The 26,180-nt window shown below is 61.9% G+C and carries 29 protein-coding genes, 2 tRNA genes and 3 pseudogenes; 11 read left to right on the top strand and 23 right to left on the bottom strand.

Going from position 1 to position 26,180, the window contains the following annotated elements; genetic code table 11:
• Positions 1-5 precede the first annotated feature (5 nt).
• Complete coding sequence (locus tag ACODNH_RS18045; RefSeq protein ID WP_306706657.1) at positions 6-530, bottom strand: hypothetical protein; 525 nt, start codon at positions 528-530, stop codon at positions 6-8.
• Between the two features lie 3 nt (positions 531-533).
• Positions 534-2,817: pseudogene (locus tag ACODNH_RS18040) on the bottom strand (DUF6789 family protein).
• 176 nt (positions 2,818-2,993) lie between these two features.
• Between ACODNH_RS18040 and coxB the strand changes: the two are divergent.
• Positions 2,994-3,716, top strand: a complete 723-nt coding sequence (gene coxB / locus ACODNH_RS18035) for a cytochrome c oxidase subunit II (RefSeq protein ID WP_434530714.1) — start codon at positions 2,994-2,996, stop codon at positions 3,714-3,716.
• A gap of 22 nt (positions 3,717-3,738) precedes the next feature.
• Here the strand turns inward: coxB and panB are convergent, their stop codons facing one another.
• On the bottom strand, positions 3,739-4,548 hold the full coding sequence (gene panB, locus ACODNH_RS18030; protein ID WP_434530713.1) for a 3-methyl-2-oxobutanoate hydroxymethyltransferase: 810 nt from the start codon (positions 4,546-4,548) through the stop codon (positions 3,739-3,741).
• 97 nt (positions 4,549-4,645) lie between these two features.
• Here panB and ACODNH_RS18025 point away from each other — a divergent pair, with 97 nt between their 5' ends.
• Positions 4,646-4,873 (top strand): DUF5822 domain-containing protein, encoded by a 228-nt coding sequence (locus ACODNH_RS18025; protein WP_005534398.1) that lies wholly within the window; start codon positions 4,646-4,648, stop codon positions 4,871-4,873.
• Here the strand turns inward: ACODNH_RS18025 and ACODNH_RS18020 are convergent.
• From ACODNH_RS18020 to ACODNH_RS18010, 3 genes are read right to left on the bottom strand one after another with little or no spacing between them, the layout of a single operon-like run.
• Positions 4,852-5,394, bottom strand: a complete 543-nt coding sequence (locus tag ACODNH_RS18020) for an HAD family hydrolase (RefSeq protein WP_434530712.1) — start codon at positions 5,392-5,394, stop codon at positions 4,852-4,854. The two genes, ACODNH_RS18025 and ACODNH_RS18020, sit on opposite strands and share 22 nt — an antisense overlap.
• A 48-nt stretch (positions 5,395-5,442) precedes the next feature.
• On the bottom strand, positions 5,443-6,570 hold the full coding sequence (locus ACODNH_RS18015; RefSeq protein ID WP_434530711.1) for an acyl-CoA dehydrogenase family protein: 1,128 nt from the start codon (positions 6,568-6,570) through the stop codon (positions 5,443-5,445).
• A 38-nt stretch (positions 6,571-6,608) separates the two neighbouring features.
• A complete protein-coding gene (locus ACODNH_RS18010) occupies positions 6,609-7,112 on the bottom strand; it encodes a helix-turn-helix domain-containing protein (RefSeq protein WP_306706644.1) in 504 nt (167 codons plus the stop codon).
• A gap of 131 nt (positions 7,113-7,243) precedes the next feature.
• On the opposite strand from ACODNH_RS18010, the gene ACODNH_RS18005 reads away from it, so the two are divergent.
• Positions 7,244-7,328: transfer RNA gene (locus tag ACODNH_RS18005), tRNA-Leu, on the top strand.
• A gap of 136 nt (positions 7,329-7,464) precedes the next feature.
• Here ACODNH_RS18005 and ACODNH_RS18000 read toward each other — a convergent pair.
• Positions 7,465-7,653 (bottom strand): DUF7511 domain-containing protein, encoded by a 189-nt coding sequence (locus ACODNH_RS18000; RefSeq protein ID WP_434530710.1) that lies wholly within the window; start codon positions 7,651-7,653, stop codon positions 7,465-7,467.
• A 949-nt stretch (positions 7,654-8,602) separates the two neighbouring features.
• Here ACODNH_RS18000 and ACODNH_RS17995 point away from each other — a divergent pair.
• Positions 8,603-9,493 (top strand): hypothetical protein, encoded by an 891-nt coding sequence (locus ACODNH_RS17995; protein ID WP_434530709.1) that lies wholly within the window; start codon positions 8,603-8,605, stop codon positions 9,491-9,493.
• Between the two features lie 149 nt (positions 9,494-9,642).
• On the opposite strand, the gene ACODNH_RS17990 is transcribed toward ACODNH_RS17995, so the two are convergent.
• Both ACODNH_RS17990 and ACODNH_RS17985 read right to left on the bottom strand, forming a co-directional pair.
• Positions 9,643-10,539 carry a hypothetical protein gene (locus tag ACODNH_RS17990; RefSeq protein WP_434530708.1) on the bottom strand — a complete coding sequence of 299 codons (897 nt, stop codon included), beginning with the start codon at positions 10,537-10,539 and terminating at the stop codon, positions 9,643-9,645.
• A gap of 47 nt (positions 10,540-10,586) precedes the next feature.
• Positions 10,587-10,671 (bottom strand) — tRNA-Leu (locus tag ACODNH_RS17985).
• Between the two features lie 86 nt (positions 10,672-10,757).
• Between ACODNH_RS17985 and ACODNH_RS17980 the strand changes: the two genes are divergently transcribed.
• The gene (locus tag ACODNH_RS17980; RefSeq protein ID WP_434530707.1) at positions 10,758-11,066 is read left to right on the top strand and encodes a transcription initiation factor IIB family protein; all 309 of its coding nucleotides are present in this window, start codon (positions 10,758-10,760) and stop codon (positions 11,064-11,066) included.
• Here ACODNH_RS17980 and ACODNH_RS17975 read toward each other — a convergent pair whose 3' ends face one another.
• The 13 genes and pseudogenes from ACODNH_RS17975 to ACODNH_RS17915 form a co-directional block, all read right to left on the bottom strand.
• On the bottom strand, positions 11,067-11,555 hold the full coding sequence (locus tag ACODNH_RS17975; RefSeq protein WP_434530706.1) for a phosphopantetheine adenylyltransferase: 489 nt from the start codon (positions 11,553-11,555) through the stop codon (positions 11,067-11,069).
• A gap of 70 nt (positions 11,556-11,625) precedes the next feature.
• Positions 11,626-12,186: a winged helix-turn-helix domain-containing protein gene (locus ACODNH_RS17970; RefSeq protein ID WP_306706637.1), complete on the bottom strand. Its 561-nt coding sequence runs from the start codon at positions 12,184-12,186 to the stop codon at positions 11,626-11,628.
• 108 nt (positions 12,187-12,294) lie between these two features.
• Positions 12,295-13,374: a glutamate--cysteine ligase gene (locus ACODNH_RS17965; protein ID WP_306706634.1), complete on the bottom strand. Its 1,080-nt coding sequence runs from the start codon at positions 13,372-13,374 to the stop codon at positions 12,295-12,297.
• 107 nt (positions 13,375-13,481) lie between these two features.
• A complete protein-coding gene (locus tag ACODNH_RS17960; protein WP_306706632.1) occupies positions 13,482-14,114 on the bottom strand; it encodes a fibrillarin-like rRNA/tRNA 2'-O-methyltransferase in 633 nt (210 codons plus the stop codon).
• Entirely contained in the window at positions 14,111-14,953 is an 843-nt protein-coding gene (locus ACODNH_RS17955; protein WP_434530705.1) for an NOP5/NOP56 family protein, read from the bottom strand. The genes ACODNH_RS17960 and ACODNH_RS17955 overlap by 4 nt, the downstream gene beginning before the upstream one ends.
• 81 nt (positions 14,954-15,034) lie before the next feature.
• Positions 15,035-15,817, bottom strand: coding sequence for a DUF5803 family protein (locus ACODNH_RS17950; protein ID WP_434530704.1), 783 nt, complete (start codon positions 15,815-15,817; stop codon positions 15,035-15,037).
• Positions 15,818-15,826: 9 nt separating this feature from the next.
• Positions 15,827-16,501: a DUF2110 family protein gene (locus ACODNH_RS17945; protein WP_306706626.1), complete on the bottom strand. Its 675-nt coding sequence runs from the start codon at positions 16,499-16,501 to the stop codon at positions 15,827-15,829.
• Entirely contained in the window at positions 16,501-17,031 is a 531-nt protein-coding gene (gene tfe / locus ACODNH_RS17940) for a transcription factor E (protein WP_306706624.1), read from the bottom strand. Before tfe ends, ACODNH_RS17945 begins: the two co-directional genes overlap by 1 nt.
• Before the next feature lie 193 nt (positions 17,032-17,224).
• Entirely contained in the window at positions 17,225-17,503 is a 279-nt protein-coding gene (locus ACODNH_RS17935) for a hypothetical protein (RefSeq protein WP_306706622.1), read from the bottom strand.
• A gap of 71 nt (positions 17,504-17,574) precedes the next feature.
• The gene (locus ACODNH_RS17930; RefSeq protein ID WP_306706620.1) at positions 17,575-18,132 is read right to left on the bottom strand and encodes a dihydrofolate reductase; all 558 of its coding nucleotides are present in this window, start codon (positions 18,130-18,132) and stop codon (positions 17,575-17,577) included.
• Positions 18,129-19,482 (bottom strand): annotated as a pseudogene (locus ACODNH_RS17925) (sulfatase). The gene ACODNH_RS17930 and the pseudogene ACODNH_RS17925 overlap by 4 nt, the downstream one beginning before the upstream one ends.
• Before the next feature lie 55 nt (positions 19,483-19,537).
• Positions 19,538-20,080: a tRNA (cytidine(56)-2'-O)-methyltransferase gene (locus tag ACODNH_RS17920; RefSeq protein ID WP_306706617.1), complete on the bottom strand. Its 543-nt coding sequence runs from the start codon at positions 20,078-20,080 to the stop codon at positions 19,538-19,540.
• A complete protein-coding gene (locus tag ACODNH_RS17915; protein WP_306706615.1) occupies positions 20,077-20,745 on the bottom strand; it encodes a DsbA family protein in 669 nt (222 codons plus the stop codon). The genes ACODNH_RS17920 and ACODNH_RS17915 overlap by 4 nt, the downstream gene beginning before the upstream one ends.
• A 117-nt stretch (positions 20,746-20,862) precedes the next feature.
• Between ACODNH_RS17915 and ACODNH_RS17910 the strand changes: the two genes are divergently transcribed.
• A complete protein-coding gene (locus tag ACODNH_RS17910) occupies positions 20,863-21,789 on the top strand; it encodes an NAD-dependent epimerase/dehydratase family protein (protein WP_306706613.1) in 927 nt (308 codons plus the stop codon).
• 8 nt (positions 21,790-21,797) lie between these two features.
• On the opposite strand, the gene ACODNH_RS17905 is transcribed toward ACODNH_RS17910, so the two are convergent.
• On the bottom strand, positions 21,798-22,253 hold the full coding sequence (locus tag ACODNH_RS17905) for a YbhB/YbcL family Raf kinase inhibitor-like protein (protein ID WP_434530703.1): 456 nt from the start codon (positions 22,251-22,253) through the stop codon (positions 21,798-21,800).
• Between the two features lie 48 nt (positions 22,254-22,301).
• Between ACODNH_RS17905 and ACODNH_RS17900 the strand changes: the two genes are divergently transcribed.
• From ACODNH_RS17900 to ACODNH_RS17880, 5 genes and pseudogenes are all read left to right on the top strand, one after another.
• Positions 22,302-23,084 carry a DUF2797 domain-containing protein gene (locus ACODNH_RS17900; RefSeq protein WP_434530702.1) on the top strand — a complete coding sequence of 261 codons (783 nt, stop codon included), beginning with the start codon at positions 22,302-22,304 and terminating at the stop codon, positions 23,082-23,084.
• Between the two features lie 77 nt (positions 23,085-23,161).
• Positions 23,162-24,178: a DUF7490 domain-containing protein gene (locus ACODNH_RS17895; protein WP_434530701.1), complete on the top strand. Its 1,017-nt coding sequence runs from the start codon at positions 23,162-23,164 to the stop codon at positions 24,176-24,178.
• Entirely contained in the window at positions 24,171-24,473 is a 303-nt protein-coding gene (locus tag ACODNH_RS17890; RefSeq protein WP_306706605.1) for a hypothetical protein, read from the top strand. Before ACODNH_RS17895 ends, ACODNH_RS17890 begins: the two co-directional genes overlap by 8 nt.
• 128 nt (positions 24,474-24,601) lie before the next feature.
• A complete protein-coding gene (locus ACODNH_RS17885; protein WP_434531451.1) occupies positions 24,602-25,618 on the top strand; it encodes an SMP-30/gluconolactonase/LRE family protein in 1,017 nt (338 codons plus the stop codon).
• 66 nt (positions 25,619-25,684) lie between these two features.
• A pseudogene (locus ACODNH_RS17880) lies at positions 25,685-26,118 on the top strand (hypothetical protein).
• Positions 26,119-26,180: the final 62 nt, after the last annotated feature.

Genomic DNA, 26,180 nt, shown 5'->3' with positions numbered 1-26,180 from the left:
AACCCCTAATTCGACCGGCCGGCCCGCTGGTCCAGCCGCACCAGCCGCCGGTACAACGGCGGGGCCAGCACGCCGAGGAACCCGAGCGCGATGGCAAACACCCCGAGCGGGAACTGTAGCGGTGCGGCCGCGAAGCAGGTGTTCTCCGCGACGATGGTCACGTAGTACTGTTCGCCTTCGTAGGTAACCACGGCTCCGCGACGGAAGGCGTCGGCGTTGGGCACGCTGCCGACGACCTGCTCCTCACCGACCGGATCGTCTACAGCCGTCAGAAACGCCGTCTGTTCGGCCGACGAGAGGTCCTCGAAAGCCAACTGTGGGAGCCGCGGTCCCGGTCCGCCTTCGCTGAACCGCTCGGCCGTCCGTTCCGGCTCTTCCACGCCGATAGTCGGGTTGCCGCAGTTCTCCAGATCCGGCTCGATAACGGCGTAGCCGCCCGGCACCGCTCCGGCGATACCGACCGCAATAAGCAGGACGCCGACGAAAGGCGCGAGATACTGGAAGACGAACGAGTCTGCACCGGAACTCATCTGTCAGCCGCCCCCATCTGTCCGGGTCCGGAGCGCCTCATCCGATTTGAGGTACTGGAAGGTCACGGTCAACCCGATGCCGTACGCCCAGTGGGAGACGAGAACGAAGGCGAGATAGCCGACGAACCCGAGTCCACTCTGGCCAGTGTAGAACGCGATGGCGAACCCGCTGGATATCAGTGTCGCGAACACAAGCCCGGTCTCGAACAGGAGGCGACCGGGGAGGTAGTCGGAGAAGGCCAGGAACAAAAGCGGCCAGGTGACGGTCCCGCCAACGAGGAAGAGCACCGCGCCGACGGCCGGAGTCGCGGGTAGCCCGACCAGTTCAGCGATTTCACCGAACGAAACCGGGTCGAGGACGCCAATGAGTATCGCCGTGATGAGTCCGCCGCTCATCAGAACCGTGCCGACGAACCCGCCGGCTGCGGCCATCCAGGCGTTCCGAGAGACGGTTTGGGCGACATTCCCAACGCCGCCGGCCAGTCCGGTCGGTTCGGCTTCAGGGGCGTATGAGCGCCGCGTCGTCTCGGGCTCAGTCGGCTCCATGTCGTATTTGTCCATCATACGCTGTTCGAACCACTGCCACTCACGGGTGAACTGGTTCGTCGCCTTCAGACCCCACGGGTCCGTCGTCGTTACGGGCGTCCCCCGCCAGTACGAGACGAGCATGTTGTACAGCCACAGCAGCGCACTCAGGCCGATGACGTAGCCACCCACGGTCGCGATCTGCTGGGCGAACTGGTACTCGGGCGGGTAGATGGCCTGTCGTCGTGGGAGCCCAAGCCCGCCGATGACCAGCAACGTCATGAATGTCACGAACGAGCCAAAGACGATCAGCAGCGCCTGAAACCTCGCCATCCGTGTGTCGTACCACCGGCCGGTGATGAGCGGATACCAGTAGTAGCTCGCGGCGATCATCAGGAACGGGATGATGCCGACGACGATGAGGTGGAAGTGGCCGACGACGTAGTACGTCCCGTGATAAAGGATGTCGACGGGGATGACGGCGAGGAACACGCCTGTGACGCCGCCGATGATGAACGTCCCGATGCCGCCGGCACAGAGGATAAACGGTGCAGTCAGGCGGATATCCCCCTCCCACATCGTCGTGATCCAGTTGAACACCTTGATCGCACTCGGGACGGCGATGGCGATGGAGACGGCCATGAACGACAGCTTCACTCGCGGGTCCGCGCTCGTCGTGAACATATGATGCGCCCAGACGCCGAAAGAGAGGACGCCCAGCCCTAGCGTCGAGTAGACGATGAACTGGTAGCCGAAGAGTCTCCGCCCGACGAACTTCGGCAAAATAAGGCTCATCAACCCTGTCGCTGGAAGGAAGAGGATGTACACCTCTGGGTGGCCCCAGAACCAGAACAGGTGTTGCCAGAGGATTGCACCACCGCCCTCCGTGGCGAAGAAGGCCGTTCCGAGGTTCCGGTCTAGGCAGGAGCATCACTAGCGCGCTCCCCAGCAGCGGGAACGCGAACAGCGCAATCCCGCTCGTGACGAGCATGTTCCACGAGAAGATGTCGAGGTTCGCCCAGCTAACGCCCTCGCCGCGCTCGTAGACAATTGTGGTGATGAAGTTGATGGCCCCGACCGTCGTGGCGATGCCGCTCAGATGTAGGCCGAGTAACAGCAGGTCTATCTGTGGATTGGGCTGTTGCACGGACAGTGGCGCGTACAGTGTCCAGCCCACGCTCACCTCGCGCATCGTGAGGAAAAACCGGATAGCGTCCGCCGGGAGCACCAGATTCAGCACCTGGCCGAGGACCTGAATCATGAGTCCCATCCGGACCAGAATCAGGGCCGGCGGCAGGAGCCAGAACCCGACGGCGTTGACCCGCGGGAAGGCCATGTCGTCGGCCCCGATGAGCAGCGGCAGGACGTAGTTTCCGATGCCGAAGAACACAGGCAGGACGAAGAATATCAGCATCGTCAGCCCGTGCGTGGTAAACAGCGCGTTGTACGTCTCCGGCGTCCAGATGTCTGCCGGCGGCGTCAGCAGTTCCGTCCGCAGCATCATCGCGTCGGTGCCGCCCCACAGGCCGGCGGCGGTGCCGAAAGCGATGTAGAGCAGGCCGATGTCCCGATGGTCCGTCGTCGTCAGCCAGCGGTACAGTTCAGACTGGATTCGGCCGATTTCGAATTTGATCTCCTCCCGCGTCGTGTACCCGCCATCGCTCTCCGGTCGCGCCTTCCGTTGCTCCCGGACCCACAGGAAAAGCACTGCCAGGGCCAGCACAGCGAGAGCGGTTCCCTCAACGATAGCCCTGTTTAGCATCTGTGTGTGACGTGCCGTGCCGGAACGGTTGCTCGTGTCGCCATGCTATACGTTACCAATTTCTGACACGCCCACGCTCATAAAACCACACGGAGACCCGGATCTTGCGGCGATCGCCCCTCAGTTAACACAACGTTGGGCAAGTTATTTGACATGGCGATTGGTACAGTGTGACAATGCGTCTCCGAAGGCGCGTGATTCAGGCGGGCCTTGTCGTGGTCGGGCTCTCGCTACTTGCTGCTCCGGTCACAGCGCAGTCGGTCAACAGGGCTGCTATCGACGACCTCAACGAACAACTCCTGTACGTCGCCCTGCCACTGACGCTATTCGTGGAACTCACGCTCGTGTACGTGATCTACCGGTTTCGGAACAACGACGACCCGAAGCCGACCGTTGACGACCCGGCGCTAGAGGTGACCTGGACGGCCGCGACGGGCGCGATACTCGTCTTCGTCGGCGTCTCGGCGTTCGTGGTGATGGCCAACCCCTACATTACGCCCGCGGCGGCTCAGGCGTCAGCCGACGGGGGCGACGCCTTCGCAGACGATACGGAGATAGACGTGCTCGCCTACCAGTGGGGGTGGGAGTTCTCCTACGGCGAGGCCAACGTCACGACGGAGGAGCGACTCGTCCTTCCGGCCGACGAGAACGTCACGTTCAGGCTGCGAACGACGGACGTGATTCACGCCATCTACATTCCGCAACTGGGCGTCAAACAGGATATCTTCCCTAGCCAGACAATGACGGCTCGAACGCATCCGACCAAACCCGGCGAGTACCGGCTGTACTGTGCCGAGATGTGCGGGGCCGGTCACAGCAAAATGAACGCCACCGTCGTCGTCAAGAACCAGTCTGCGTACGACGCCTGGATAGAGAATCAGACGGCTGCGGCCGGGTAGGTCGGCCAACCGGTGTGACTGCTCAGTACAGGTCGTCGAGTTCGTCTTCGGTGTGGCTGTGGGACTCGCCTGGGAACTCGCCGGATTCGACGGCGTCGATATACTCGTCGACAGCGTCGGCCACCTCACCGCGAACGTCGCCGAACTGCTCGGCGAAAGGCGGGCTGGACTCCGAGAGGCCGACCACATCGGTGAACACGAGCACTTGGCCGTCGCAGTCGCCGCCGGCTCCGATCCCGATCGTCGGGATGTCGACGGTTTCGGTGACCTGGGCAGCGAGGTTTGCCGGGATGTGTTCGAGCACCAGCGCGAACGCGCCAGCGTCCTCGTGTTCTCGCGCAAGGTTGACGATTTCCTCGGCCTCCTCCCGACCGGTCGCCTGTCTGGTGTAGCCGGTCTGGTTCACGCTCTGTGGCGTGAGCCCGAGATGGGCCATCGTCGGGATGCCCAGCTCTGTCAGTCGGTCGGTCAGCTCGACCGTGTGCGGCCCGGATTCGAGTTTGACTGCGTTCGCGCCCTCTTCTTTCAGCATTCGCCCACAGTTCTGGATGCTCTCGCTTTCGTCCGCGCCGAAGGAGAGAAACGGCATATCGGCGACGACCAGTGCGTCGTCCGCGCCGCGTGCGACCGCACCGACCCGGGACGCCATTTCGTCGAGCGTGACCGGGAGCGTGTCGTCGTGGCCGAGGACGGCGTTCCCCATACTGTCGCCGACGAGAATGACGTCGACGCCGGTGTCGTCAACGATGCTCGCGGTGACGGCATCGTAGGCTGTCATCATCGTGATCGGCTCCTCACCAGCCATCGCCTGCAGGTCCCGGACAGTTGGCATATCCGAGCGGGGGCGCGCCTGCGCCTTACCTGTTCGGGTTGCGCACGTCGTCCGGGAAACCGCAAGGTGCTTGCCGTACCTGGCTGTACCATTGGATGTGCCAACAGTCGAGAAGACGGACCCGGACGGCGTGGATTTCGGGTGGGTAATGCAGGTCACGTTCGTGACGACGATTCTGGTCGGCTCGCCGCTCGTCGTGCTTGCGTCGACCGCGGTCACGCTCCAGACATGGACCGCGCGGGCGATGTTCGCGGTCCGCGTCGGCGCGCTCATCTGGTTCCTGACGGCCGTCTGCGTCTACCTCTACGCGCGATACCGCGCCTGATCGAATTCGCTCGCCCACTCAAACGCCATCCCGGCCCGCTGGGCAGCCGTCGCGTCGCTTTCTGAATCGCCAACGAACACGGCTGCGCCGGGGTCGACACCGACTTCGTCAGTAATCGCCAGTAGCCCCTCCGGATCCGGTTTCGGTGACTCGACAGTGTCACGGCCGACGACCGGGCCAACGTGACTGTCGAGGTCATGAACGGCTAGCGCTGCCCGACACGCCTCCTCCGCGTTGAGCGAGCACACGCCGACGGGGACGCTGTGTGGGAGGCCGTCAGCGAGAGCCAGTCGCTCCGACTCGTGCGCCCCAGTCCGCTCGTGGTCGGTGATCGCCGCTTCGACAGCGTCACGGTGGCCAGTCTCCGAGGACAGCGTCAGCATCTCCCAGAGATCGCGGTTTTCAGGGTCGACGTTTCGCTCGCGCAGAACTGTCGCCACGTCGCTGGTCACCGTCCCCCAGTCGACGGCCAGCCTGACAAGCGTCCCGTCAAGATCGTAGATGACGGCGTTGTGTGTCACACTCGGCAGTAGGGTCGACGCCCGCAAAACCGCTTCGCCCTGGCTCACTTACTCCAGCAAGTCCTGTGCGATGATGTTCTGCTGGATTTCGCTGGTCCCTTCGTAGATGGTCGTCACCTGAGCGTCGCGGTAGAACCGCTCGACGGGGTAGTCTTTCGTGTAGCCGTAGCCGCCGTGGATCTGAATAGCTTCGTTGGCCACGTCGACCGCCGTCTCGCTCGCGAAGTACTTCGCCATGCTCGCCGCTGCCCTCGCCCGCTCGCCGCGCTCCAGTTGCTGTGCGGCGTTCCACGTCAACAGCCGCGCCGCCTGCACGTTCGTCGCCATGTCCGCGAGTTTGTGCTGAATCGTCTGGAACTCGCTGATCGGCTGGTCGAACTGCTCGCGTTCCTCGGCGTAGTCGATGGCCTCGTCAAGGGCTGACTGTGCGAGTCCGACAGCCTGAGCGGCAATAGCGACCCGCCCAGTAGTCAGAATCGACAGGGCTGCGGCCATCCCTTTGCCTTCCTCGGTCAGTTGGTAACGTTCGGGAACGCGGACGCCGTCGAACTGGAGCGGCGTCGTGTCGCTCGCGCGGAGGCCGAGTTTATCCTCTTTCTCGCCGACGGTGAGCCCCTCGGCGTCTTTCGGCACCAAGAACTGCGTTATCGAATCCGGGTCGTCGGGGTCGGCCTTCGCGAAGACGATGACGACACCCGACCGTTTGCCGTTGGTAATCCATTGCTTCTCGCCGTCGATGACGTACTCGTCACCGTCCTGTCGGGCGGTGGTCGACATCTCCCGTGGGTTCGACCCGGCCTGTGGCTCCGAGAGCGCGAACGCGCCGACCGGGCGGCCGTCGACCATCTCTGGGAGCCAGTCGTCCTGCACTGCCTTGGAGCCAAATTGTGCGATACACGAGGTCGCGAGGCAGTGGACCGACAGCGCCGTCGCGACCGCGAGCGACCCGTACGCGAGTTCCTCGTTGACCAGCGCGTACGTCGGTTTGTCGGCGTCGAAGCCGCCGTATTCCGTCGGTGTCGTCAGCCCGGTGATGTCGATATCCGCGAGCCCGTCCCAGCACTCCTCTGGAAAGGATTGCTCGCGGTCGGCATCAGCGGCTTTCGGACGGATGTCCTCGACGGCGAACTCTCGAACGGTGTCACGGATGGCTCGCTGCTCAGCGGAGAGGTCCATACCGGCCGTTACACCGGAGTCGGCAAAATATCAGGGGGTCAGTTGGACTCGACCAGGTCGATGTCGAGGTACTGCTCGAGCGCCTTGATCGTCGAGCCGCCGACGTTCGCCTGCGTCGCGCGCCCCTGCTCGACAGCGAGGATGTCCGCTTCGTCAAGGTCGAGTTCATCGGCCAGCTCACTCGTCTGGAGCCCCTCGTCCTGTCGCGCCTCCGTTACGCGCTTGCCGTACTCGCTGACCAGATACGGGAGCTGGTCGTCATCGTAATCAGCGCCGTCCTCCCAGTGGGAGGTGTCGGCTTGCTGTGCGTCCTGTAGCTTCGCCGCGTTCTGTGCAGCTTTGCGTTTCCGGTTCTGTTCGTCGCGCGAGCTGTCACTGCCTGTCGTTCGCTCGTTTTCCCCGTGGTCACGCGCACAGCTGTCACACACTTGGAGGGTCGCACCAGCGACGTTTGCGGTCTGGAGGTCGCCGCCGTCGCTACCGCAGAGCTCACAGCTCCCGCCGGCGCTATCGCCACCACTGCCGGTCGAGTATTTGGCCATGCCCCCCGTAGCGGTTTCGTGATATTTCAAACGTCCGGTTCGACCGAGTGTCACACCCTCCCGGGGCGGGTCCAAACGAAAGCGCTTTTATTTACCCACCGGAAACAGTTGAATGCACTCAGACAGAGCGCGCGTGGGTAGCCAAGCCAGGCCAACGGCGCAGCGTTGAGGGCGCTGTCCCGTAGGGGTCCGCCGGTTCGAATCCGGTCCCACGCACTCTCAGAGTGCAGGTGCATTCCCTTGGGACTGCACCCACGCAAACTTACTTCGGACACAACGCTTCCAGAGCGTTCGCTGTCCATTCTGTCGTCAAGAAATCGATAGACGCGACCTGAGTGAGCCCACCCCTCGCTCACCGCATCTCGTCGAGCGCGACGGCGTGCTCGATGTCGACCGAAATCCAGTGGGTCGGGAGCTCGTCGTCCTGATCGCTGAAGACGGTGAGCTCCGTCGGATTGTCCGCGTCGTCAACCGCATAGTCGAACCGAGTCGATCCTGCGGGGCGAGCAGACGAGTCACGGAGTGGGTCGTACACTGACATCGTCAGTCCCTCATTTTGAGACAACGCCAACACTCATTATAAGCGGCAGTCGCGATTCTTGCGGTGTGGGAATCAGGTCTGACACGAAGGTGGAGACTATCGCCCGCGTCTGTAGCAGGACTGCGCGGGACCGGATTCGAACCGCCTGAACATTGCTCACTTTGTTCGCTCGTTCCGTGCTTCGAATCCTCATTCCGCACCCACGGCTCTCATGAGTTATTCGAGCCGAGAAGTGCGCGGGACCAGATTCGAACCGGAGGTAGACTCGTTTTACTCGTCTCCCAGGGTTCGGAATCCGCTGACGATACTGCTGCTCGCGTGTTGCTCGCAGCAAGAATGCGCGGGACCAGATTCGAACCGGAGGTAGACTCGTTTTACTCGTCTCCCAGGGTTCGGAATCCGCTGACGATACTGCTGCTCGCGTGTTGCTCGCAGCAAGAATGCGCGGGACCAGATTCGAACCGGCGGACCCCTACGGGATAGCGTCCTAAGCGCGCCTGCGGCGTACAGCCGCAAACACGCCAATTTCGGGGTGGCATTACCCGATTTCGACTTGTCTACCAGTGAAATTGGCCGGGTTACTTATAAAACTTGACCGGGACAGCGTTAAGCGCGAATCACGTTGTCCGACTGATTATCTCCAATGGTTGAACTCTTATTGAAGCTCACATCCCATATTCTTGATGTCAAGACTGCTGGCCCCTCGATGCAGGACCGGAATAAGACATGGTATACACATCACCTCTGTATTCGCTGGCAACGAACTATTTTAATCACAGTGTCTCGGATTGCAATGGCATGTAGTAATGCTGTCTTTCCTGATAAGTGTGTTTTACACATTCTCTGAGGGGTTATTCCTAGATTTATCAGGAAACTTTAATTTAAATGATTGTCACTAAGAGACACTCTTTCCCAGAGATTTATTACGTAGAATTTAAAATCTATCACCATGTCTGATAATTCAGTGGATACCGACGGTGGTATCTCAAATAACATTTGTAATCCTGCTTCACTGTCTGGGGATAATGTTGATTCAAATATTATTATTAGTAGATTTGTAATCGAGGAATATGTGGTAAAGAGATATGAGGATGCTATGGACTGGGCCGAGAAAATTGGAAATAAACCAACTATTTTAATCATGTTTGGATATATTGTAGGAATCGGTACGCTTGCGGTCTTAACAGCATTAAACATATTTTCTGAATCGACAAGAGAGCTCTTATTCAGTGCAACTTTTGGTATTTCAGTCGGAATTGGCATCATTTTATGGGTACTAAAGCGCATCTTCCTGAAGTATGCAAACAAACAAGACATGCTTGAGCCGGAAGCGGCCATTTATCATAGATTCGCCAGAGCTATTCAAGAATACATGAACAATAACTTTGAAAACTCGATGAATGAAATTAAATCGGCCGGAAAAATGATGAACTACGAGGAACAAAAGCCATTTCCTCCAAGAGTATCCAAAGAATTATTTGAATACACTGAAACAGTCTCTGAGAGAGACTCTGTCGATTTCTTCAAAAGTTCATTTCCATCAATTGCAAATAAATTAATAACTTTGATGACAACCGTTTATATATTTGAACATGAGGATTTATACAAGGAAGATATTTCAATGTTGGAACAAGCACAAGAAACATCACCTCGTGATATGATTCTATCATATCTTAGGGCGCTTACTCAGAATAGGGTTGTTAGAATCGTACTTCCGTATGTCATTGCTGCGCCCATTCTATTTTTAGTTTATCAAGAAAATAAGCAAGCCGCACAGATACTAGCAGTAATAGTAGTGGCAGTTGTTCAAACATATTACAAGCCTACTGAGAGCGATTGATTCAGATTGTGCCAAGCCTTCGAACTGTTCCCTCGCATAAAATAAAACCTTCTATCTCTTGGATATTAATAGAAACAGCGAATTAGTCACCCTGTCTGACCCCAGCCCATCCCTGCGCGAAGCAACACCTCAGGCAAGCACCTACAGAGCTACCGCCAGTTTTCGAAGTCCATCTGGCGACTCCGGTCTTGCTTCCCTTCGAGTACATCTGAACCATATCGAAGGAACGCAATTAGGTCACTAATCTCACTGCCTTCATCTGTTTGTTTCTCCAGACCTGCCGCAATGTCTCTGGCCTCGTCGGCGGTGTAGTGTGCTGATTCTCCACGGCACGAGACTGTGATGCCATCACCCTCTACGCTGGCGGTGACACGCTCGTCAGGGTTGTCTACTTGGCGTTGAGTCAGCAATGCCTCATACAACTCCCGGTGGGGAATTGTATTTCTCAGTGGGCGAGAGTCTGGCTCAGCTCCGAGAAGGTCGCTGTCGGTTCCGTAGTTGGGAGTGCCGTCCTTCCCGAGTGCAGCCTGTCGAATCTTGCGACGTTCCGGCTTCGTGAGGAAGTCGCGCGGGCCGTTGTTGCCCCCGCCGGACTGGAAGTTCCAACTGAACTCCCACTCGTCGCGGTTGTACTTGTGCTGAAGCCACTTCGAGTAGCGTCCAAGCGAGCCGAGAGTCTTCCCCTTCGTAGATTCGGTCACGTCACGGAACGCGACTTCCTCCATGTAGGCGCGGGCATCGTCTTGGTCGGGCGGGGCTTTGTATCCACCACGGTTCTCCCACACCCACAGGTCGAAGCGTGCCGTTCGGTGTCCAGTCTGGCAGACAGTGTACGGGGAGTACCCTTTGGCTTTCTCCGGGTCTTTGCCCATCCGAAGCAGGTACGTGAGGAAGGGTTTTCGGTACTCATAGTAGTCCACAACGGCCTTATCGGATAAGAAATCGCGTTGGTTCTTGCGGACGATTGTAATCGTTCTATTCGGTTCCATCATATCCGAATCGAAACCGGGACAGCGTTCCAGCGAATTCGGTTTTTCGAGCGTCATTTGGGGTCTTGTCTTTGTTGGACAAGCCGAAAACGAGCGGTAGCGAGTGCGCGGGACCGGATTCGAACCGGCGGACCCCTACGGGATAGCGTCCTAAGCGCTACGCCTTTGGCCTGGCTCGGCAACCCGCGCGCATCAGTCGCTATCCGTGTTGGAATAAAGAACCCTTCGCTTGCGGGCGACGAAGGTTTAGATAGGATGGGGACCAACAAGCTGGTATGTACCGCGCCAGCGACCGAATCGAGCACGATGAGTGGCTCTCCGACATCGAGGCGGCATCGGACAGGCTCGACCTCGGGACGACGGCGCGGTCCCACGCGGTTGACCTGTTCCTCTCGACAGTTCCGGAGGAGGACCGGTCCAAACAGGCGACAATGGCGGCCAGTGTGTACGTCGGTGCGCTGGTCGCCGGTGAAGAGCGGTCCCAGTCGGCCGTCGCGGAGGCGACGGGCGTCTCCCGGTTAACGATTCAGCAGCGCTGGAAGGACCTGCTGGAGACAGCCGGGCTGGAAGCGCCGGGCTGGTAGCTACGAAATGTTCTGGCGGCCGGCGCGATTCGGCGTGAGATTCCCGTGTTCGTCGATTTCGCCCTCAACGATCCGGGTCGAAGAAATGATGTCGCCGTCCTCGGCACGGACGTGCGGGACGACTTCGATTTCGAGCGGGTCGTGGCCCCGCTCCTCGCGGATTTCGTTGATACGGCGGCCGCCGGTCTCCGTCTCGGGCGAGACGACGAGCGTGTCGAACTGCGACTCCGTAGCGATGCCGGTCGGCTCGGTGAGTTCTCGGACCTGCCACTCGCGCTCTTGCTCGGCGGCGAGCGTCGCGAGTTCGTCGGCGAGTGCGGATTGCCGTTCGCTGAACGGGCGAACGTGGCGCTGGTCGTGGCGCGTCTTCGGCGCGAGGTCGTCGCTGGTGAGGCCAACTGTCACGTCCCCGAGTTCGAATGCGCGTTCGAACAGCGCGCGGTGTCCGTCATGAATCGGGTCGAACGTTCCCCCCAGCGCGACATTCATATCCCGGGCAACGGCACGGGTAGGTTTAGTAATATCGACTTGCGAAACAGCCTGCTGGAGCCGGGTTTGATTATACGTCAGCGTCGTCTTCGTCCTCGGACTCGTCTCCTTCGTCACCAGTTTGGTCGCTTGCGTCGGCGTCGGCCGCGCCGTCGTTCGCATCTTCGACCGAAATTGTCACCGGCTCATCGTCGGGTTCCAGCGTCGTCTCGCCGCCGATGTGATCGTCGAGGTTGAACACCGTGTTCAGTTCCGACTGGATGTCACCGACGATAGTGTTGACGAGGTCGCTCGGCGGAATAGCGCTGTACTCGTAGGGGTTGTTGCCCGCGCCGTCACTCTCACGTTTCTGGCGGGTCACGACCTCTTCTTCGGTGAGTGCCGCTAGGGCCTCGCGGACAGTGCTCGGATACAGGCCGGTCCCTTCGGCTATCTCCTCACTGGTGCTTTCGGGTTGCTGTCGCAAGTGGACGTAGATCCGCGCCCGCGTTTCCGTGTCGAGGACCCACGCCAGCAGGTCGACGATCCCTTCGTCGAACTGCTCGACCGCGCGGTCTGCCTCCTGCTCGATTCGGTCCCGGACATCGTCTGTGTCCTCAAGATCGTCGTGGTCGTCGTCGTTTGCGGACATGCGTTGTCTCTGTGAGGACAAAAGCTATAGCTGGATAAAAACCCTTGGCCCCGACTCTCCAGTCGTTACACGGAACCAATCAGTTCCGGCCCCAGACGACAGTCCAGATCAGGACAGTTGCAGTGAGTCTGCGAGCGCCATGACCCCATCTTCCGACCGAAGCCGGCGCTGTCGCTCGGCGCCGCTTTCGCGCTCGTACAGCTCCCACAGCCCATCGATACCCAGGCGGTCGCTCTCGCTCTCGACCAGTTCCTTCACCGAACGCGTCGTCGAGAGGTCACGCGACAGTAGTTCGGCGGACTGGCCGTGGCGGATGGCACGCCACTTGTTCTCGTCAAGGAACTCCCGGCGGAGCCGTCGGCCGGACTCCCCGTCCTCGTAGCGTTCAGAGAGGTCAATGACGAGTTCGTGGACGTACTCAACGAAGGCCAGCACTCTGTCCGGGTCGGCCTGCCCGTCCGGGGCACGTACCTCGACAGTGCCGTGGCCGGAGTGGGGTCGCACGTCGAACCAGAGTTCGCCGCGGTCGTCGATGCTCCCCGTTTCGAGCATCCGCTGCTCGTAGGCTTCGAAGGCATCGTAATCGTCGAAAGTTGTCGGCATCCCGGTGTTGGGCAGGGCCTCGAAGATTTTTCCGCGGGCGGACTGCAGCCCGGTGTCGAAGCCGTTCCAGTACGGGGAGTTGGCCGACAGCGCAAGCATCAGTGGGAGATGCCAGCGGAGTTCGTTCGCCACCCAGACGGCTTTGTCGGCGTCGTCGACACCGACGTGGACATGCAGTCCCGCGGTCGTGTTGCGATGCTGTGGGTACTGAATACGGTCCAGCTGTGACTTGTATCGGGGCTTCTCGGCGTGTTCGAGTTCGCGCCACTTCGCCAGCGGGTGCAGGCCCGCAGCGGCGATACCGAACCCGTTCGCTTCGGCGTGGTCGACCAGCGCGTCCCGGACTGACCGGAGGTGGTCACCGGCGTCCGCCGGGTCGTCGATACGCGGCGTCTGCGTCTCGATAACACACTTGAACAGTTCGTGGTCGAGCCGCCCGTCGAGAACCGCTGGTGGCTCCGTCTCGTAGACGAGTTCGTCCGTGCCAGACGTTGGGCGACCAAACTCGTCAACGACGTAGAACTCTTCTTCGATGCCGAGCGTCCCCATCCGGGTAAAATGCTCGGCAGAACCCGTCGCGTCCATTAATCAGCACATCGGAATCGACCCGCTAAAGCCTTCCGTCCCCGCCCGCTCAGCCCGCACAACTGTATTCCATCTTACAGCGAATTGCGTGAGGAAGAGGTTCCGCATCAGTCTTCGCGGGGCCGGGCAACGATCCCGAGATGGTCCTCGTGATACGGGTCCAGCCGCGCCGTCTCCAGCAGTTCGTACTCCGCTTCGAGTTCCGAACGCACGCTGTCGAACACGGCGTCGGGGTCGGCGGTCACGTCCTCGCTCCGGGCTTTGATAGCCGCGAGGAGCCGGCCGTCGTCGGCCAGGAACTGTTTGTTGAGCGTCGCCACCCGGGCCTGCCCTCTGGTCGCCACGTCCTGCACGACCACGTCGACCGGTTCGACGACGTGGGCGTAGCTCTCGGGCTTGCGTGCGTCCTTGAGCAACGGAAAGAGGTTTCGTCGGCTCTCCGCGGCGTCCAGCAGTTCTCGCACCGGCCGGGGCGCGAACTCGACGGCGTAGGTCGGCCCGCCGAAATCAGCGACGTGGCTCACGGTCGTCCCGGCCGCCGCGCCGAGGTACAGTACGGTCTCGCCCCCGTCGAGGCCGGTATCCATTCCGTGTGCAAGCATCGCTCCGAGCTTCGAGCGGTGGGGGTCCCACCGCCGCCAGTCACCGTCCGTCCGCTCGCCGTACACTGGCTGTCCCTGTGTGGCGAGGCTCGTCTCACCGCCGAAGTCGTGGCGCTCGACGCCGGTCGGGAGCGTCATTCGTCGTCCCCCTCCTCGGCCCGTGCCTGAATCCGCTCAATACGCTCGTCGAGCTCCGCCTGCAGGTCTGGCCGGCGGTCGCCGCTGTAGTGGTCGATGCGGGCGGCAATCGAGAGCTTCCCCGCAAGTGCCCGCGCAGCCGATCCACGGTCCTCGCGGCGGGTTCCGCTCACGTACTCGTGCGTGAAGATGACGCCGTGTTTCGGTGACGGAGCCGACCCCTTGAGGTGGGCAAAGAGCGCGTCTTCCGCGCCGAGGACCTGCACCGTCCCGCTCGGTTTCTTCGCCAGCGCTTCGAGGCCGCCAGCCAGTGAAATAAGCCGGGCCGCCAGCACCGGCCCGGCCAGCATCGAGAGGTTCGGCGCGACGGCTGGCGCGGTCCGCTCGATGTACGCCCGGAGTGAGTCAGCCTCGTCGGCCAGCGCGGCCGTCTGCTCGGCAAGCGACCGGAGCGCGCGGTCCCCCTCGTCCTCGCCGTCTCGGTCGGCCAGCGAGCGAGCGTACTCGACGCCGCTACCGCTATCGCCGTGTCGGCTCCCACCCCATTCGGCGACCCGTTCGGCGAGTTCGTTCGCTGTCCGTTCGCAGTCGGCCATCGCCCGCACTGCGTGGACGAGCTGCTGGTCGTCAGCACCCTCCTGTTCGGCGACCGCCGCGTTGGTGGCCGCCATTGTTATCTCGTGCAGGCGGTCGTAGTAGGCCGCCTTGTCGTCGGCGAACCCTGCCTCAACGGCCTGCTGTGGCCAGTCTTCCGGCGTATCGGCTCGCCCGGCCTCTATCTGTTCGACAGCGGCCGCGTCGTCGTCCGGGTCCAGCCCGGCGAACCACCCGTTGCTCATAGCCGTGTGTGCACGCCCGATGCGAAAAAGTGACCCGGTTAGCGTCTGTAAAACGCGTCTGATTGTGCTTTCGATCCGGCCTCAGCGCATTCCTGGCGGCGGACCGCGGTCCCGTGGGTCATCGTCATCGCCGTCCTCTTCGAGGTCGATACCCGCCTCCTTTCGGCGGCGAATCACCGCCTGTAGCTGTCGGTAGTAGTACACAGTCCCAACCACGCCGATCACGATGGCGATAGCCGACAGGCCGCCGAACAGCCATAGGTCGCGGTCGAGGTAGTACCGGACGACGATCTGGTCAGAGGTCACCTCGTCCCAGCGAATGACCTGCTGGCCATCGACAGTCTCCGACTCGTAGCCACCCGGGCTGATCCGCGAGAGGAACGGAATCCCGGCCCCGGTGTTGGGCGGGAGTACGACCGTGTACGACCCGTCTTCGACGAGTGTCGGGGAGGCAAAGCGCTTGCCGGTCCGCGCGACCGAGTAGCCCACCTTCCCGGAGACGTTCCCGGAGAGATTGACAGTCGTTCGCTGGCGGCTCTCTGAGGCGCTCAGCGAAGATTCGTTGGAGCTAACCACAGTCCCGTTCTCGTATCGGAACCGAAGCGCACTGATGGGGACGCTCCGCTCGCGCCCGAGGCCGTCGACGGTGTACACGTCGAACGTCGTCTCGTTTTCGACGGCATAGACGGCAGTGTATTTCGATTCCTTGATGACGATTGTCCCGTCAGCTGAGGTGTTCCAGTCGTAGCTCGCGTTCTCATTCAGCCGTTCCGGGTCGACCTCTTCGGAGCCGAAGAAGCCGGTACAGCCCGAAAGGGCGACCAGTACGAGAACGGCGACCAACAGGAGGTGGCGGCGTTTCATAGCTCGAAATCAGGGCACGATTGCCAGCAGCTCCGACGGCATGTACTGCCCGATGTCGGCGAGCAGCCCCGGCGGGTCGGTGTCCGGGTTGCAGATGATGCTCTGTTCTAACAGGCCGATACGTTCGACAGTGACAATATCCTGTGCGTGGCCGGCGCGGTTGACCGTCGCACGCGCTTCCGAGCGCGTGACGCTGTTTGCGTTGATGCGGCCGTTGTTGCCACGGGTCCACTCGTACAGGCGGTCCTGCTCGACCTCTGCAAGGCTTGCAGGGTCGCCGGCGACGAAGCGGAGCGGAAGGTGCTGGACCAGTCCGAACCGTTTCCGGATCTGTGACGGCGTCCCCTGCCCGAGACCAAGCTCATCGGCCGGAATCCGGACCGTCTGGCCGAAGCCGACATCGAGGACAAAGCCGTCCTCGTCCCAGCTATCGAGTGTGCCAACGTACGTCTCGCCGTCTTCGTGGTCGGCGACCAGCTCGCCGAATTCTTCACGGAGGAGGTTCTTCGCGACGGTCTCGTCCGGGCCGTCGAGGGTCACCGTCGGGAAGTCGTCGTCACGAAGGCCGATGTCGTACGCCACGTCGAGGTCGCCGAGTTCGTTGCCGACCATCGAACGAAGTCCGTCGAGCGTACGGTCCCGGGCGTCGCCGGCGACGTACACTTTTGTACCGAGAACGACCATCAGGCTTCCACGTCCACATCAGCGTTCAGTTCGTCTCTGAGCTCTTCGATACGGTTCTCCATTGCAGTGACGAGACGGGTGTTCTCCATCGTCTCGACCTGATTACCACATTCGGGGCAGTCGAAGCCGAACTCCATCGCCTCGCCGAATTCGAAGCGGATACCGCAGTGCTCACAGAGGTAGAACTCGTTTTCCCGCTCGTACTCGCGACGTTCTTCAAGGCCGTCAAGCAGGCGGTGCATCTCCTCTTGCAGTTGTTCGGGGATCTTCTCGTACTGGAACGTCCAGAGGTACGTGAGCCACCCGGAATCCTCGTCGCGGAGCCGACGATAGGTCGCGAGGTCGTTCTCGTAGAGAATAAACAGCGCTCGGCGGACATCGTTCAGTTCGAGCCCGAGCTCCTCGGCCAGTTCCTCGTCGGTCACTTCGCCGTCCGGCGGCGCGGCGGCGACCGGCATCCCTTTCGGTCCGACCAGCTCGTGGAGGTACTTCTGTATGACGGGGTCCTCCAAGAGTTCCTCAAAAGCCATTACCCGAACATCCGGGAGTCATGTGGTTAAAACCATCGGGTCGTCCTCTCCTGAACGCTGCCACAGAGGCCGGGACCACGCTGCTGTTCGGACGGACTCGTTGTGCCTGCAGGCGCACAGCAACAACGGCGGACAGCAGTCTCTTTTTGCGACTACCGTCAGCGTAGTTCGTCGCTACAACTCACAAACCCCGCTATTCGATTTTTTCGACTGGCGTCCGACAGGAGGAGCAGGTCTCTTTATCAATAGCGACGAAGACGGAGTCACAGGACGGACACTCGTAGAGATTCGATTCAGGTTCGTCGGCCGTGCCCGCGCCGTCATTGCCGGCGGAGCCAGCCCGAACACGGTTATCCGTCACTGAACCGGCCTCTGGTCCGTTGTCTGACTGCCCCTTCCCACCCGAGAGTACATCCGAAACGGATTTTTTGATTTTGTCTAGCATCACGAGTTGCTGGAGAATAGTAGTCATTTGAATTACTTTAACAGCTGTGGTTTTCAGGACACGGACAGTTCCAGACGACCGTCTTCACTGGCGAACAGTCAGAGGTTGGCAAGCGGTCGCGGTGATGTCTGTTCGTATTCGATGACATCGAACCCGTCGTGGGCCTCCCGGGACAGTTCTGTCCACTCCGCGCCCAGATCAGGGAAATACCGGTCGCCCTCGTTGCGCTCGTGGATACGGCTGAGGAAAACTCGGCCGGCGAACGGGAGGAACAGGTCGTACACTGCCTCGCCGCCGATGACATAGGTGACTGGTGGCGAGTTGGCTGCTTCGGCGCTGTCGCCAGCGAACGCCTCGGTCGCACCGGCGCGGGCGGCTGCTTCGACACCTATCTGGGGTGTCGTAGCGTACTCAACTGTCTCTGAATCGGCGGTCCGGCTGTCGTCGGTCGTCAGGACGACGGTGTAGCAGTCTGTGAGCGGGTCCATCGAATCGAATGTTCGTCGGCCAAGGATGACCGGGTGGCCGGCGATCCGGTCCTTGTACTGGCGCACGTCCTCGGGATAGTGCCAGGGAACGCCGCCATCTAGGCCAATGACGTTGTTTTCATCTGCGGCGACCACGAGTACCAGTTCAGTGTCGGGTATCATCGTCATTTGTATCCAAGCGCCTCCAGTCGGTCGTCGAGGTCCTCGGCAAACTGCGTGTCAGACGCGTCTTCGAACTCGGTGTAGCCGTCAAGTGGCGTCGCGATATCCACATCGGCGTACCGATCGCTGTTGAAATGGTTCCGGACGACGGCGGCGGCGATATCGCTGTCCTCAACCGTGCCGCCACAGCCCTTGATAACGGATTCGTAGGCACTGTTGCCCCATGCCGCCCGTTTTCGCACCTCATTGCCGGGCCGGTCGTGGTAGACCAGTCGGGCGTGCTTTGCGAACGGGGCAGCGTCGCCACAGACCCGTTCGGCCTCCTCACGCATCGCTGGACCGATGGGGGCCTGTGACGCGACGACGGTCCCGTTTGGCGAGGCAAACGCCGGACCGTCCGCGTTACTTTCGTCGAGCGCTATCGCGCGGACGGCGTCGGGGAACCGGCTGAGCGTCGCCAGATCGGTGATGCGGTGTCCCTCCCGCTGGCCGGGAGCACGGACGACGAGCGGGACGTGATACATCGTCTCGTGAGTCCCGATACGGTGGCTGACAGCTGGCGGTTCCTCGGGAATCGCTGTCGGTTCGCCAAAGCCCTCGCCGTGGTCGCCAGCGAAAACGACCAGTGTGTCATCGAGGACGCCCTGTTCGTCCAGTCCGCGGATCAGGGTCTCGAAGATGGCGTCGGCCTGCCGGACTGCACCGTGGTATATCTGTTCGAGAATGCTGGCGAAGCCAAGCGAGAGGTTCCCCGAAAGGAACTCCCAGTGCCACTTGAACCCCATCGACTCCTGCATGTCGCGGGAGCGCTCGTCGCTCCACTCGTCGTACTCGGCGAGTGGCTCGTATGGGCGGTGGGTGTCCATCAGGTTGATGCAGGCGGCCCACTCGCCCTCCCGCTCGGAAATCCACTCTAGCGTCCGGTCAGCGTACCAGAAGCCGTTGGGCCAGTCGCCTAGCGAGCCATTGGTCTCGTAAGCCGAATCGTACTGTTCAGGCGATCCGACGGCCGTCTGAAACACTTCGTCAAGCCCTGATTCGTGGTCCGTCAGGAACGGGTTATCGGAGAACAACCCCGTGTCATAGTCTGCTTCAGCCAGTTCCTCGAAGATTGTGTGGCCGGCGTCGAGTCTTAGCGGTGTGGTCGACGCCGTGTTCGTGGGTCTCGTGGCCCGTGAACATGCTGACGTGGCTGGGGACGGTCCAGTTGCTCGGGCTGCGAGCCTGCGTGTACACCGTCGCCTCCTCGGCGAAAGCGTCGAGAAAGGGCGTCGTCTCACGGCGATAGCCCAGCACGGAGGTGCTCCGGGCGCGGAGACTGTCAGCGACGACGAGCAACACGTTATGACGCGACATCTGAGCGTGAGTTAGCGTCGAGCGATAAAAGGTCCGCGGCACAACTGCGTGGGCATCACTCCTCGCCGGGGTCGACGACTCGCTTGCCGGTTTCCTGCGGGACGACTACCCGGTCGGGGTTCTCCCAGTCGCGGTCCAGTTCCCGGCCCTCAAACAGGTGGTCGAGGAAGACGGCCAGCGAAGCGACCTCGGAGTGTGGCTGGTTGGTGACGCCGACGTTCCAGTCGGCGTGCTCGTACACCTCGAAGGGGACTTTCTCCGCGCCGACGACGACCAGCAGCGGTTCCGCTGTGTGGGCCTCTCGAACGCCGGCCTCAACCTCTTGGACCGGCTCGCCGTACATCGTCAGGTGGACGACGCGACCCTCGAAATCACGGATGAGCCGCTTTGGCTCTTCTGTCGAGGCCACGTCGAAAGGACCACCAAACCGGTCGGTGATGTCGATGACGGTATCTGCCTGATTGCGGGCGGCGTTGGCCAGCACGACTTTGTCAGCCCCGAGCGCGCGTGCGGTCAGTCCAACGTGGGTCGTCATCCGCTCGTCCCGGCCGGGCCGGTGGCCCAGTCGGAGCACCGTCACCTGCGGGGAGTCCTTCATCCGTCGCTCCGTGCGGCTTCGATAGCTGACTGGACCGGCTCGTAGGCGACCTCGCTCCACTCGACCTGCTCGTCGTTCACGAACACGGTTGGCGTCCCCCGAACGCCGCGGTCGGTACCTGCATCACGGTCACCGGAAACTGTCGGGCGATACAGTTCCCCCGTCGCGGCCGCTCGAACAGTCTCACCGTCGACGTCCAGTCCCTCCGTCAGTTCGGCGTAGGTATCCGGCCCCAGCTGGTTCTGGTTCGCGAACAGGCGCTCGGAGTATGTGAAGAAGGCCTCCGCGCCGACGTTGTCCTGCACGGCGCGCGCAGCGCTTGCGGCCTGCCACGAGACCTCCTCGTTGACCGGAATCGGGAAGTCGTGGAACTCGTAGCGGATCGCTCCATCGTCCAGGTAGTCTTCCTGAACCTTCGGATAGACGGACTCCGAGTAAGTCGCACAGTGTGGACAGGCGTAGTCTTCGTACACCGCAACCGTAACGTCGGCCTCGGGGTCGCCCGCGACCGGTGTCGAGAGCGGCTGGCCCGGAGCGGGCGTTGCCGTCTCCGTTCCAGCAGTCTCCGTTTCGGCCGACTCAGAACCGCCGCCGGCACATCCGGCTAGCGCGCCGAGCGCAACAGTTGTCGCCGAGAGAACGCTACGGCGAGTGAATCGGGTCATAACCGACTCTCACAGGGGAAGCTATAAAACGACGTTGTCATCTGTTACGTGGCTACCGACGCCACCGGAATCGGCCGCGACCACAACGTTTTTTCTCGCCTGGGAAGCATCGCACCTATGGACGTATCAGAGAAGCGAATAGTCGTCACCGGCGGGGCGGGCTTTATCGGGTCGCATCTGGTCGAGCGCCTCGCTCCGGACAACGACGTCGTCGTCGTCGATAACGAAGCGAACGGGCAGTCCGAGTGGGTCCATGCGGGCGCAACCTATCTGGATGGTGACCTCACCGACCCCGACGTCGTCGCTGAGGCTATCACAAGCGATGTCGACCTCGTCGTTCACCTCGCGGCGTCGAAGCTGGTCGACACGGACACCCCTCGCCGCCAGTTCGAGGACAACAGCGACATCACCTACAACATCCTCGAACGGATGCAGGAAGCCGGCGTCGAAAACCTCGTGTTTACGTCGTCGTCCACGGTATACGGCGAAGCGCCGCGGCCGACGCCGGAAGACTACGCGCCGCTTGAGCCCATCAGCGTCTACGGCGCGACAAAACTCGCCGAGGAATCGCTCGTCTCGACGTACGCCCACAGCCACGACATCCAGTCGTGGGTGTTCCGGTTTGCGAACATTGTCGGCCCGCGCCTGCGCGGCGCCGTCATTCCCGACTTCATCGAGAAACTCACCGAGGACCCGTCGACGCTGACAATTCTCGGCGATGGCCGTCAGGAGAAGTCCTATATGCATATCTCCGAGTGTATCGACGCGATGCTGTTCGCCGTCGAACACGCTGACAAGGACCACAACGTGTTCAATCTCGGCACGCGGACGACCACATCGGTCGACCGCATCGCCAGCATCGTCGCCGAAGAGATGGATATCGACCCCGAGTACGAGTACACCGGTGGTGACCGCGGCTGGACCGGCGACGTACCGCGAATGCGCCTCTCCGTCGACAAGCTCTCGGCGCTCGGCTGGGAACCCGAACAGTCAAGCGATGACGCCGTGCGGCAGTCGACCCGCGAACTGCTCGAAGAACTCTAAGGGCGGACTTAGACCGGGTACGTGCCGTTCAGCTGTGCTTTTTCGACGACGTGGCCGCTGGCCGCGTCGTACACGTCATCCTTGTCTGCCGCCGGGGAGAGATCGAGCGTCGTGTCTAGCGCGTACAGGAGGAATCGATACGTGTGCTCTCGGTCCGGTGGATTCGGACCACCCCAGCCGACCTCTCCGAAGTCGTTCTGTCCCTCTGTGGCCTCGTCGGCTGTCCACCCCTCCGGAATCCGCCCGATATCCGGTGGAATGTCCCAGATGAGCCAGTGGTCCCACACTTTCCCGGCCGGCTTTTTGGCATCCGGGTCGTCGACGATGAGGAGGAGCGACGATGCGTCCGACGGGACGTTTTCGATTTCTAGCGGTGGGTTCGTGTTTGCCGCCGAGTAGCCGTGGTCCTCGGGGATACGGTCGCCGTCGTCGAAGGCCGGACTCCGAAGCTGTAGGTCTGCCATGTGCTGGTATTTGACAGACAAACACAAAAACATCGTCCCGGCAGCCATTTGCGGCTCCGCGCCGAACCGCCGGACGTGCAGGTCGTGGGCTACCGGGCGCGGGTCGATGAACACGCCGCGCTCCTGTTGACCGAGGACGGGAGCGTCACTACCGAGCGACTGGACCCCGACACGGAACTTTCCTACACGCTCGGCGAGCGCCACTGTGCTGGCGCGGTCGACGGCGACCGACATTTTCACTGCGACAATGACTCCGCGCCGTACTGCCCGGAACACACCGATATCTGGCCGTGTGCCCGCTGTACCGGTGACTGCAACAAGCCCCTCGACACCTGCGATGAGGAACACGCGGTGTACTTGGCAGCGTTCGCGCCGGATGTGATCAAGGTCGGCGTCACTCGCTCCTGGCGACTGGAGACGCGGCTACGCGAGCAGGGGGCCGACAGGGCCGCCCACCTCCGAACCGTCGCCGACGGCCGTATCGCCCGGCAGGTTGAGGCCGACATCGCCACTGAACTGGGCGACCGGGTCAGAGTCCCCACGAAGATATCGGGATTTGACCAGTCCGTCGACACGGACTGGTGGGCGTCGCTCTGTGAGCGCTACGACCCGCTGGCGACCTACGACTTCGAGTACGGCCTGTCCCTGTCGGACCGTCCGATGGCCGAGACGCTGGCGACCGGGACCGTCCAGGGAACGAAGGGACGAGTTGCCGTGCTGGAGAACAACGGCAGCGTCTATGCCGTCGACCTCCGACAGCTCGTCGGCTACGAACTCACCGACGGCGGAACCGACCGCGACCTCCAGTCGAGCCTCGGCGCGTTCGGATAACACCGGCGACTGGCGTCGCTGTAATCCGTACTTGACAGTACAGAAGACATTTAAAGGCGGCTGTTGCCCATCCTCGTGTGCGACGTGAAACCCTCCTGACCGGTGGCGTGGTCGTGGTCGTCCTGACCATGCTCATCGGTGCAACAGCGGTCCCCGGCGCGCTCTCCGAACCTGACGACGACGTTCGCGAGAGCTATCTCGACCTCCGCGAGACGACCATCGAACCGGCGTCGGTCGACGGCCAGACAGTGACGCTCTCCATCGACGCCCGACTCTCGCACCGCGGCGGTCCTGCCGAGAACGTCACCGTCGAGACGCGGGCCATCGATGCGGACACCGGCCTCGTCGCAACGACGACGCGACAGTCGGTCGGCACAGTCGAAGGGGAACGAGAGGTATCGGTGCGGTCAAACATCACAGTCGAGCGAGCAGGCGGCTATCGGATAGACACGATCGTCTACGAGGACGGGAATCGGGTCGAGACCGGCCAGCAGTCAGTCCAGAACGTCGACGCGCTCACACCGGCGTACGCCCGCAGTACCGTGACGTTCCAGCGCTTCGAGAACGCCGGCGTCCCGCTCGATTCCATCACCTATCGGATTGACGGCGTCGCGGACAACCAGACGACGCTGAACGTCTCGGTGTACGTCACGAATGCCGGCAACAATCCGTCTAATGATCTCTCGCTCCGGCTCCGAGCACGGCAAGCTGACTCGAATGTTATCGCTGACGAGTCGACCGTGCGGGTCGGCCAGATTCGACCCGGCCGGACTGAGATCGTCAGAACCCAACTGACGGTGCCTGACGACTACAACTACTGGCTCGACGGGATGCTGCTTTCCGATGGCGTCATCGTCGGGACCGAGAGCTCCCCGGCGAACCTCCATCCGACAGAGCGTCTTCAGGAGAACGAAACCAGACAACAGGTCGGCTTCCAATCCAGCGATTTCGAGCAAGACCGGCCGGAAGAGCAGGGGATGGACGAACCACAGCAGACGGCATCTGGGCAGGGGCCCGGCTTCACAGCGTTGCTCGGACTGATTGCGGTCCTCGCAAGCGCCCTCCTCATCGCACGGAGACAGACCAATGAGTGACACCTCCAACACCGACGTAGTGGCACAGGACACCGGCGCGGAGACCAGCGACGCTGTCGGCGAGACCGATGACGACTCTGGTCCGACGATCGCCGTCTACGCGCAGTGGGCAGTGTTTGCTATCCTCACACTCGTTGCGCTCATCGCGACACTGCAGTTCTACTTTTCCGCGTCGTCGGCGATTGATACGTTCGTCACGGACAGATATCGGCCGCTGTTCAACGCAGCGTTCAACCTCGCCGTGGTGCTCGGCTGCGGGCTGGGGCTCTCGGTACTGGTCCGACGGCTCGCCTGATGCGGCCTGCCGCCAATCATATCAGGTACCCACAGTCAGCGTTTCAGTAATCCGAGGTTTCAGGGACATGTCAGCCATACGTCGAGAAGGATATCACGACCAGACGACGCGTAACGCGGCGACGATTCCTGCTCGGTTGCAGCGCCACCACCGGTGTAGGTCTGGCCGGCTGTACCGGCGGCGACGAGTCGACCGCAACTGACTCAACCCCGACACCTACCGACGACGGTAGTAGCGAACCTACAACGACAGCCGACGAACCGACGGCAACCGACACCGAGACAGCGACGCCGGACCAAACGACCGTTGAAACACTCGTCTCGGTCGGTGGCGACCGCGTGCCGGAGAACATGGCCCTCGGTCCTGACGGCGGCCTGTACTTCGGCATCACGGCCGGTGAGGTCCGGCGCGTTCCCGCAGCAGAGACCGACGCGACCGGCCTCTCCCTCGAAGATACCGAACAGATTGCGACGGTGCCCGGTGCGATCGGCGTCGAAACAGCGCCCAATGGAACGGTGTACGTCGCCGTCGCGACGCAGGACAACCAGGCTGGCGTCTGGGAAGTCCCACCTGACGGCGACGCGGCACAGCTTGTCGGCATTAGCGGGTTCCCGAACGACATCCACTATGACGCCGACCGGGAGCGCCTGCTGGTGACTGAATCACAAAACGGCGTGGTCTACGCGGTCACGACCGACGGTGAGCGGTCGACCTGGCTGGACGACGACCGGCTGGAGACGGAGAGTTTCGGCGCGAACGGAATCGCCCGCGACGCTGACGGCGATATCTACGTCGCGGTAACGCGAGCCCCCGACGAAACTGGTCGCTTGCTCCGCGTTCCGGTCGAGTCGGACGGTGCCGCCGGCGAGCCGTCGATGTTCTTCGAAGGCGGCGCGATATTCGGAGCGGACGGGATTACCAGCCGGGACGGTGACATCTATGTTGCGGCCAACAGCCAGAACCGCGTCGTCAGAGTGACTGCGGACGGGACCACTGACGCCGTTGCAACGGCAGACGACGGGCTGGTGTTCCCCTCTGACGTGCTCTTCGGGACCGGCGACCAGCAGGATTCGCTGTTCATCTGTAACTTTGCGAACCAGTCTCCCGAAGACGGCGCGATTCTCCGGACCAGCGTCCCCCGCTGACCGACCGCTTACGTGGCCTGTCTTCGGACGACAACCCTTTTCAGCGGCCCAACCAAACCCGAGCGTATGGCAGACGATGAACCTGAAGACGCTGGCGAATCGGCGGACGCGACCGAGGAAGGCGGCGAGGAGAAGTCCTTCCGCGAGCGAGTCGAGGAGATCCGACAGCAACGCGCCGAGGAGCGCGAAGAAGGCGAGGGCGACGGCGAAGAGATGAGCCGCGAAGAGCGCATGGAAGAGATGATGGGCGGTGGCGGCGGCCCCGGCGGCATGGGCGGGGCAACCCCTTCGCGCAGATGATGGGCGGCATGATGGGCGGCGGCCCTGGCGGCCCCGGTCCGGGCGGCCCCGGCGGCATGGGCGGCGGCCCGCCAAGCCAGCACGAGGAATCGGGCGGAAGCGACAACGAGGAACTCACGCGCGAGATGCGAAAGCTCCGAGACGAAGTCCACGATATGCGGCGCTCGCTCGACCGCATCGCTGACGCGCTCGAAGACTAACGAGCCTCGGCTTGCTGCCGCTTTTGGAAACGAACGAACAGCGGCGGCTCACTCGTACTGAG

The sequence above is a fragment of the Haloarcula sp. NS06 genome (genome assembly GCF_051122755.1).
GTDB lineage: Archaea > Halobacteriota > Halobacteria > Halobacteriales > Haloarculaceae > Haloarcula.
Note: the sequence above shows the minus strand (reverse complement) of the source record. Positions and strands in the feature narration are given on the sequence as shown.

What these genes read in the sequence shown, in the direction of transcription:
- ACODNH_RS18045 (WP_306706657.1), bottom strand. Translation starts at nt 530, where the DNA reads ATGAGTTCCGGTGCAGACTCGTTCGTCTTCCAGTATCTCGCGCCTTTC.
- coxB (WP_434530714.1), top strand. Translation starts at nt 2,994, where the DNA reads ATGCGTCTCCGAAGGCGCGTGATTCAGGCGGGCCTTGTCGTGGTCGGG.
- panB (WP_434530713.1), bottom strand. Translation starts at nt 4,548, where the DNA reads ATGCCAACTGTCCGGGACCTGCAGGCGATGGCTGGTGAGGAGCCGATC.
- ACODNH_RS18015 (WP_434530711.1), bottom strand. Translation starts at nt 6,570, where the DNA reads ATGGACCTCTCCGCTGAGCAGCGAGCCATCCGTGACACCGTTCGAGAG.
- ACODNH_RS18010 (WP_306706644.1), bottom strand. Translation starts at nt 7,112, where the DNA reads ATGGCCAAATACTCGACCGGCAGTGGTGGCGATAGCGCCGGCGGGAGC.
- ACODNH_RS18000 (WP_434530710.1), bottom strand. Translation starts at nt 7,653, where the DNA reads ATGTCAGTGTACGACCCACTCCGTGACTCGTCTGCTCGCCCCGCAGGA.
- ACODNH_RS17995 (WP_434530709.1), top strand. Translation starts at nt 8,603, where the DNA reads ATGTCTGATAATTCAGTGGATACCGACGGTGGTATCTCAAATAACATT.
- ACODNH_RS17990 (WP_434530708.1), bottom strand. Translation starts at nt 10,539, where the DNA reads ATGACGCTCGAAAAACCGAATTCGCTGGAACGCTGTCCCGGTTTCGAT.
- ACODNH_RS17980 (WP_434530707.1), top strand. Translation starts at nt 10,758, where the DNA reads ATGTACCGCGCCAGCGACCGAATCGAGCACGATGAGTGGCTCTCCGAC.
- ACODNH_RS17975 (WP_434530706.1), bottom strand. Translation starts at nt 11,555, where the DNA reads ATGAATGTCGCGCTGGGGGGAACGTTCGACCCGATTCATGACGGACAC.
- ACODNH_RS17970 (WP_306706637.1), bottom strand. Translation starts at nt 12,186, where the DNA reads ATGTCCGCAAACGACGACGACCACGACGATCTTGAGGACACAGACGAT.
- ACODNH_RS17965 (WP_306706634.1), bottom strand. Translation starts at nt 13,374, where the DNA reads ATGGACGCGACGGGTTCTGCCGAGCATTTTACCCGGATGGGGACGCTC.
- ACODNH_RS17960 (WP_306706632.1), bottom strand. Translation starts at nt 14,114, where the DNA reads ATGACGCTCCCGACCGGCGTCGAGCGCCACGACTTCGGCGGTGAGACG.
- ACODNH_RS17955 (WP_434530705.1), bottom strand. Translation starts at nt 14,953, where the DNA reads ATGAGCAACGGGTGGTTCGCCGGGCTGGACCCGGACGACGACGCGGCC.
- ACODNH_RS17950 (WP_434530704.1), bottom strand. Translation starts at nt 15,817, where the DNA reads ATGAAACGCCGCCACCTCCTGTTGGTCGCCGTTCTCGTACTGGTCGCC.
- ACODNH_RS17945 (WP_306706626.1), bottom strand. Translation starts at nt 16,501, where the DNA reads ATGGTCGTTCTCGGTACAAAAGTGTACGTCGCCGGCGACGCCCGGGAC.
- tfe (WP_306706624.1), bottom strand. Translation starts at nt 17,031, where the DNA reads ATGGCTTTTGAGGAACTCTTGGAGGACCCCGTCATACAGAAGTACCTC.
- ACODNH_RS17935 (WP_306706622.1), bottom strand. Translation starts at nt 17,503, where the DNA reads ATGACTACTATTCTCCAGCAACTCGTGATGCTAGACAAAATCAAAAAA.
- ACODNH_RS17930 (WP_306706620.1), bottom strand. Translation starts at nt 18,132, where the DNA reads ATGACGATGATACCCGACACTGAACTGGTACTCGTGGTCGCCGCAGAT.
- ACODNH_RS17920 (WP_306706617.1), bottom strand. Translation starts at nt 20,080, where the DNA reads ATGAAGGACTCCCCGCAGGTGACGGTGCTCCGACTGGGCCACCGGCCC.
- ACODNH_RS17915 (WP_306706615.1), bottom strand. Translation starts at nt 20,745, where the DNA reads ATGACCCGATTCACTCGCCGTAGCGTTCTCTCGGCGACAACTGTTGCG.
- ACODNH_RS17910 (WP_306706613.1), top strand. Translation starts at nt 20,863, where the DNA reads ATGGACGTATCAGAGAAGCGAATAGTCGTCACCGGCGGGGCGGGCTTT.
- ACODNH_RS17905 (WP_434530703.1), bottom strand. Translation starts at nt 22,253, where the DNA reads ATGGCAGACCTACAGCTTCGGAGTCCGGCCTTCGACGACGGCGACCGT.
- ACODNH_RS17890 (WP_306706605.1), top strand. Translation starts at nt 24,171, where the DNA reads ATGAGTGACACCTCCAACACCGACGTAGTGGCACAGGACACCGGCGCG.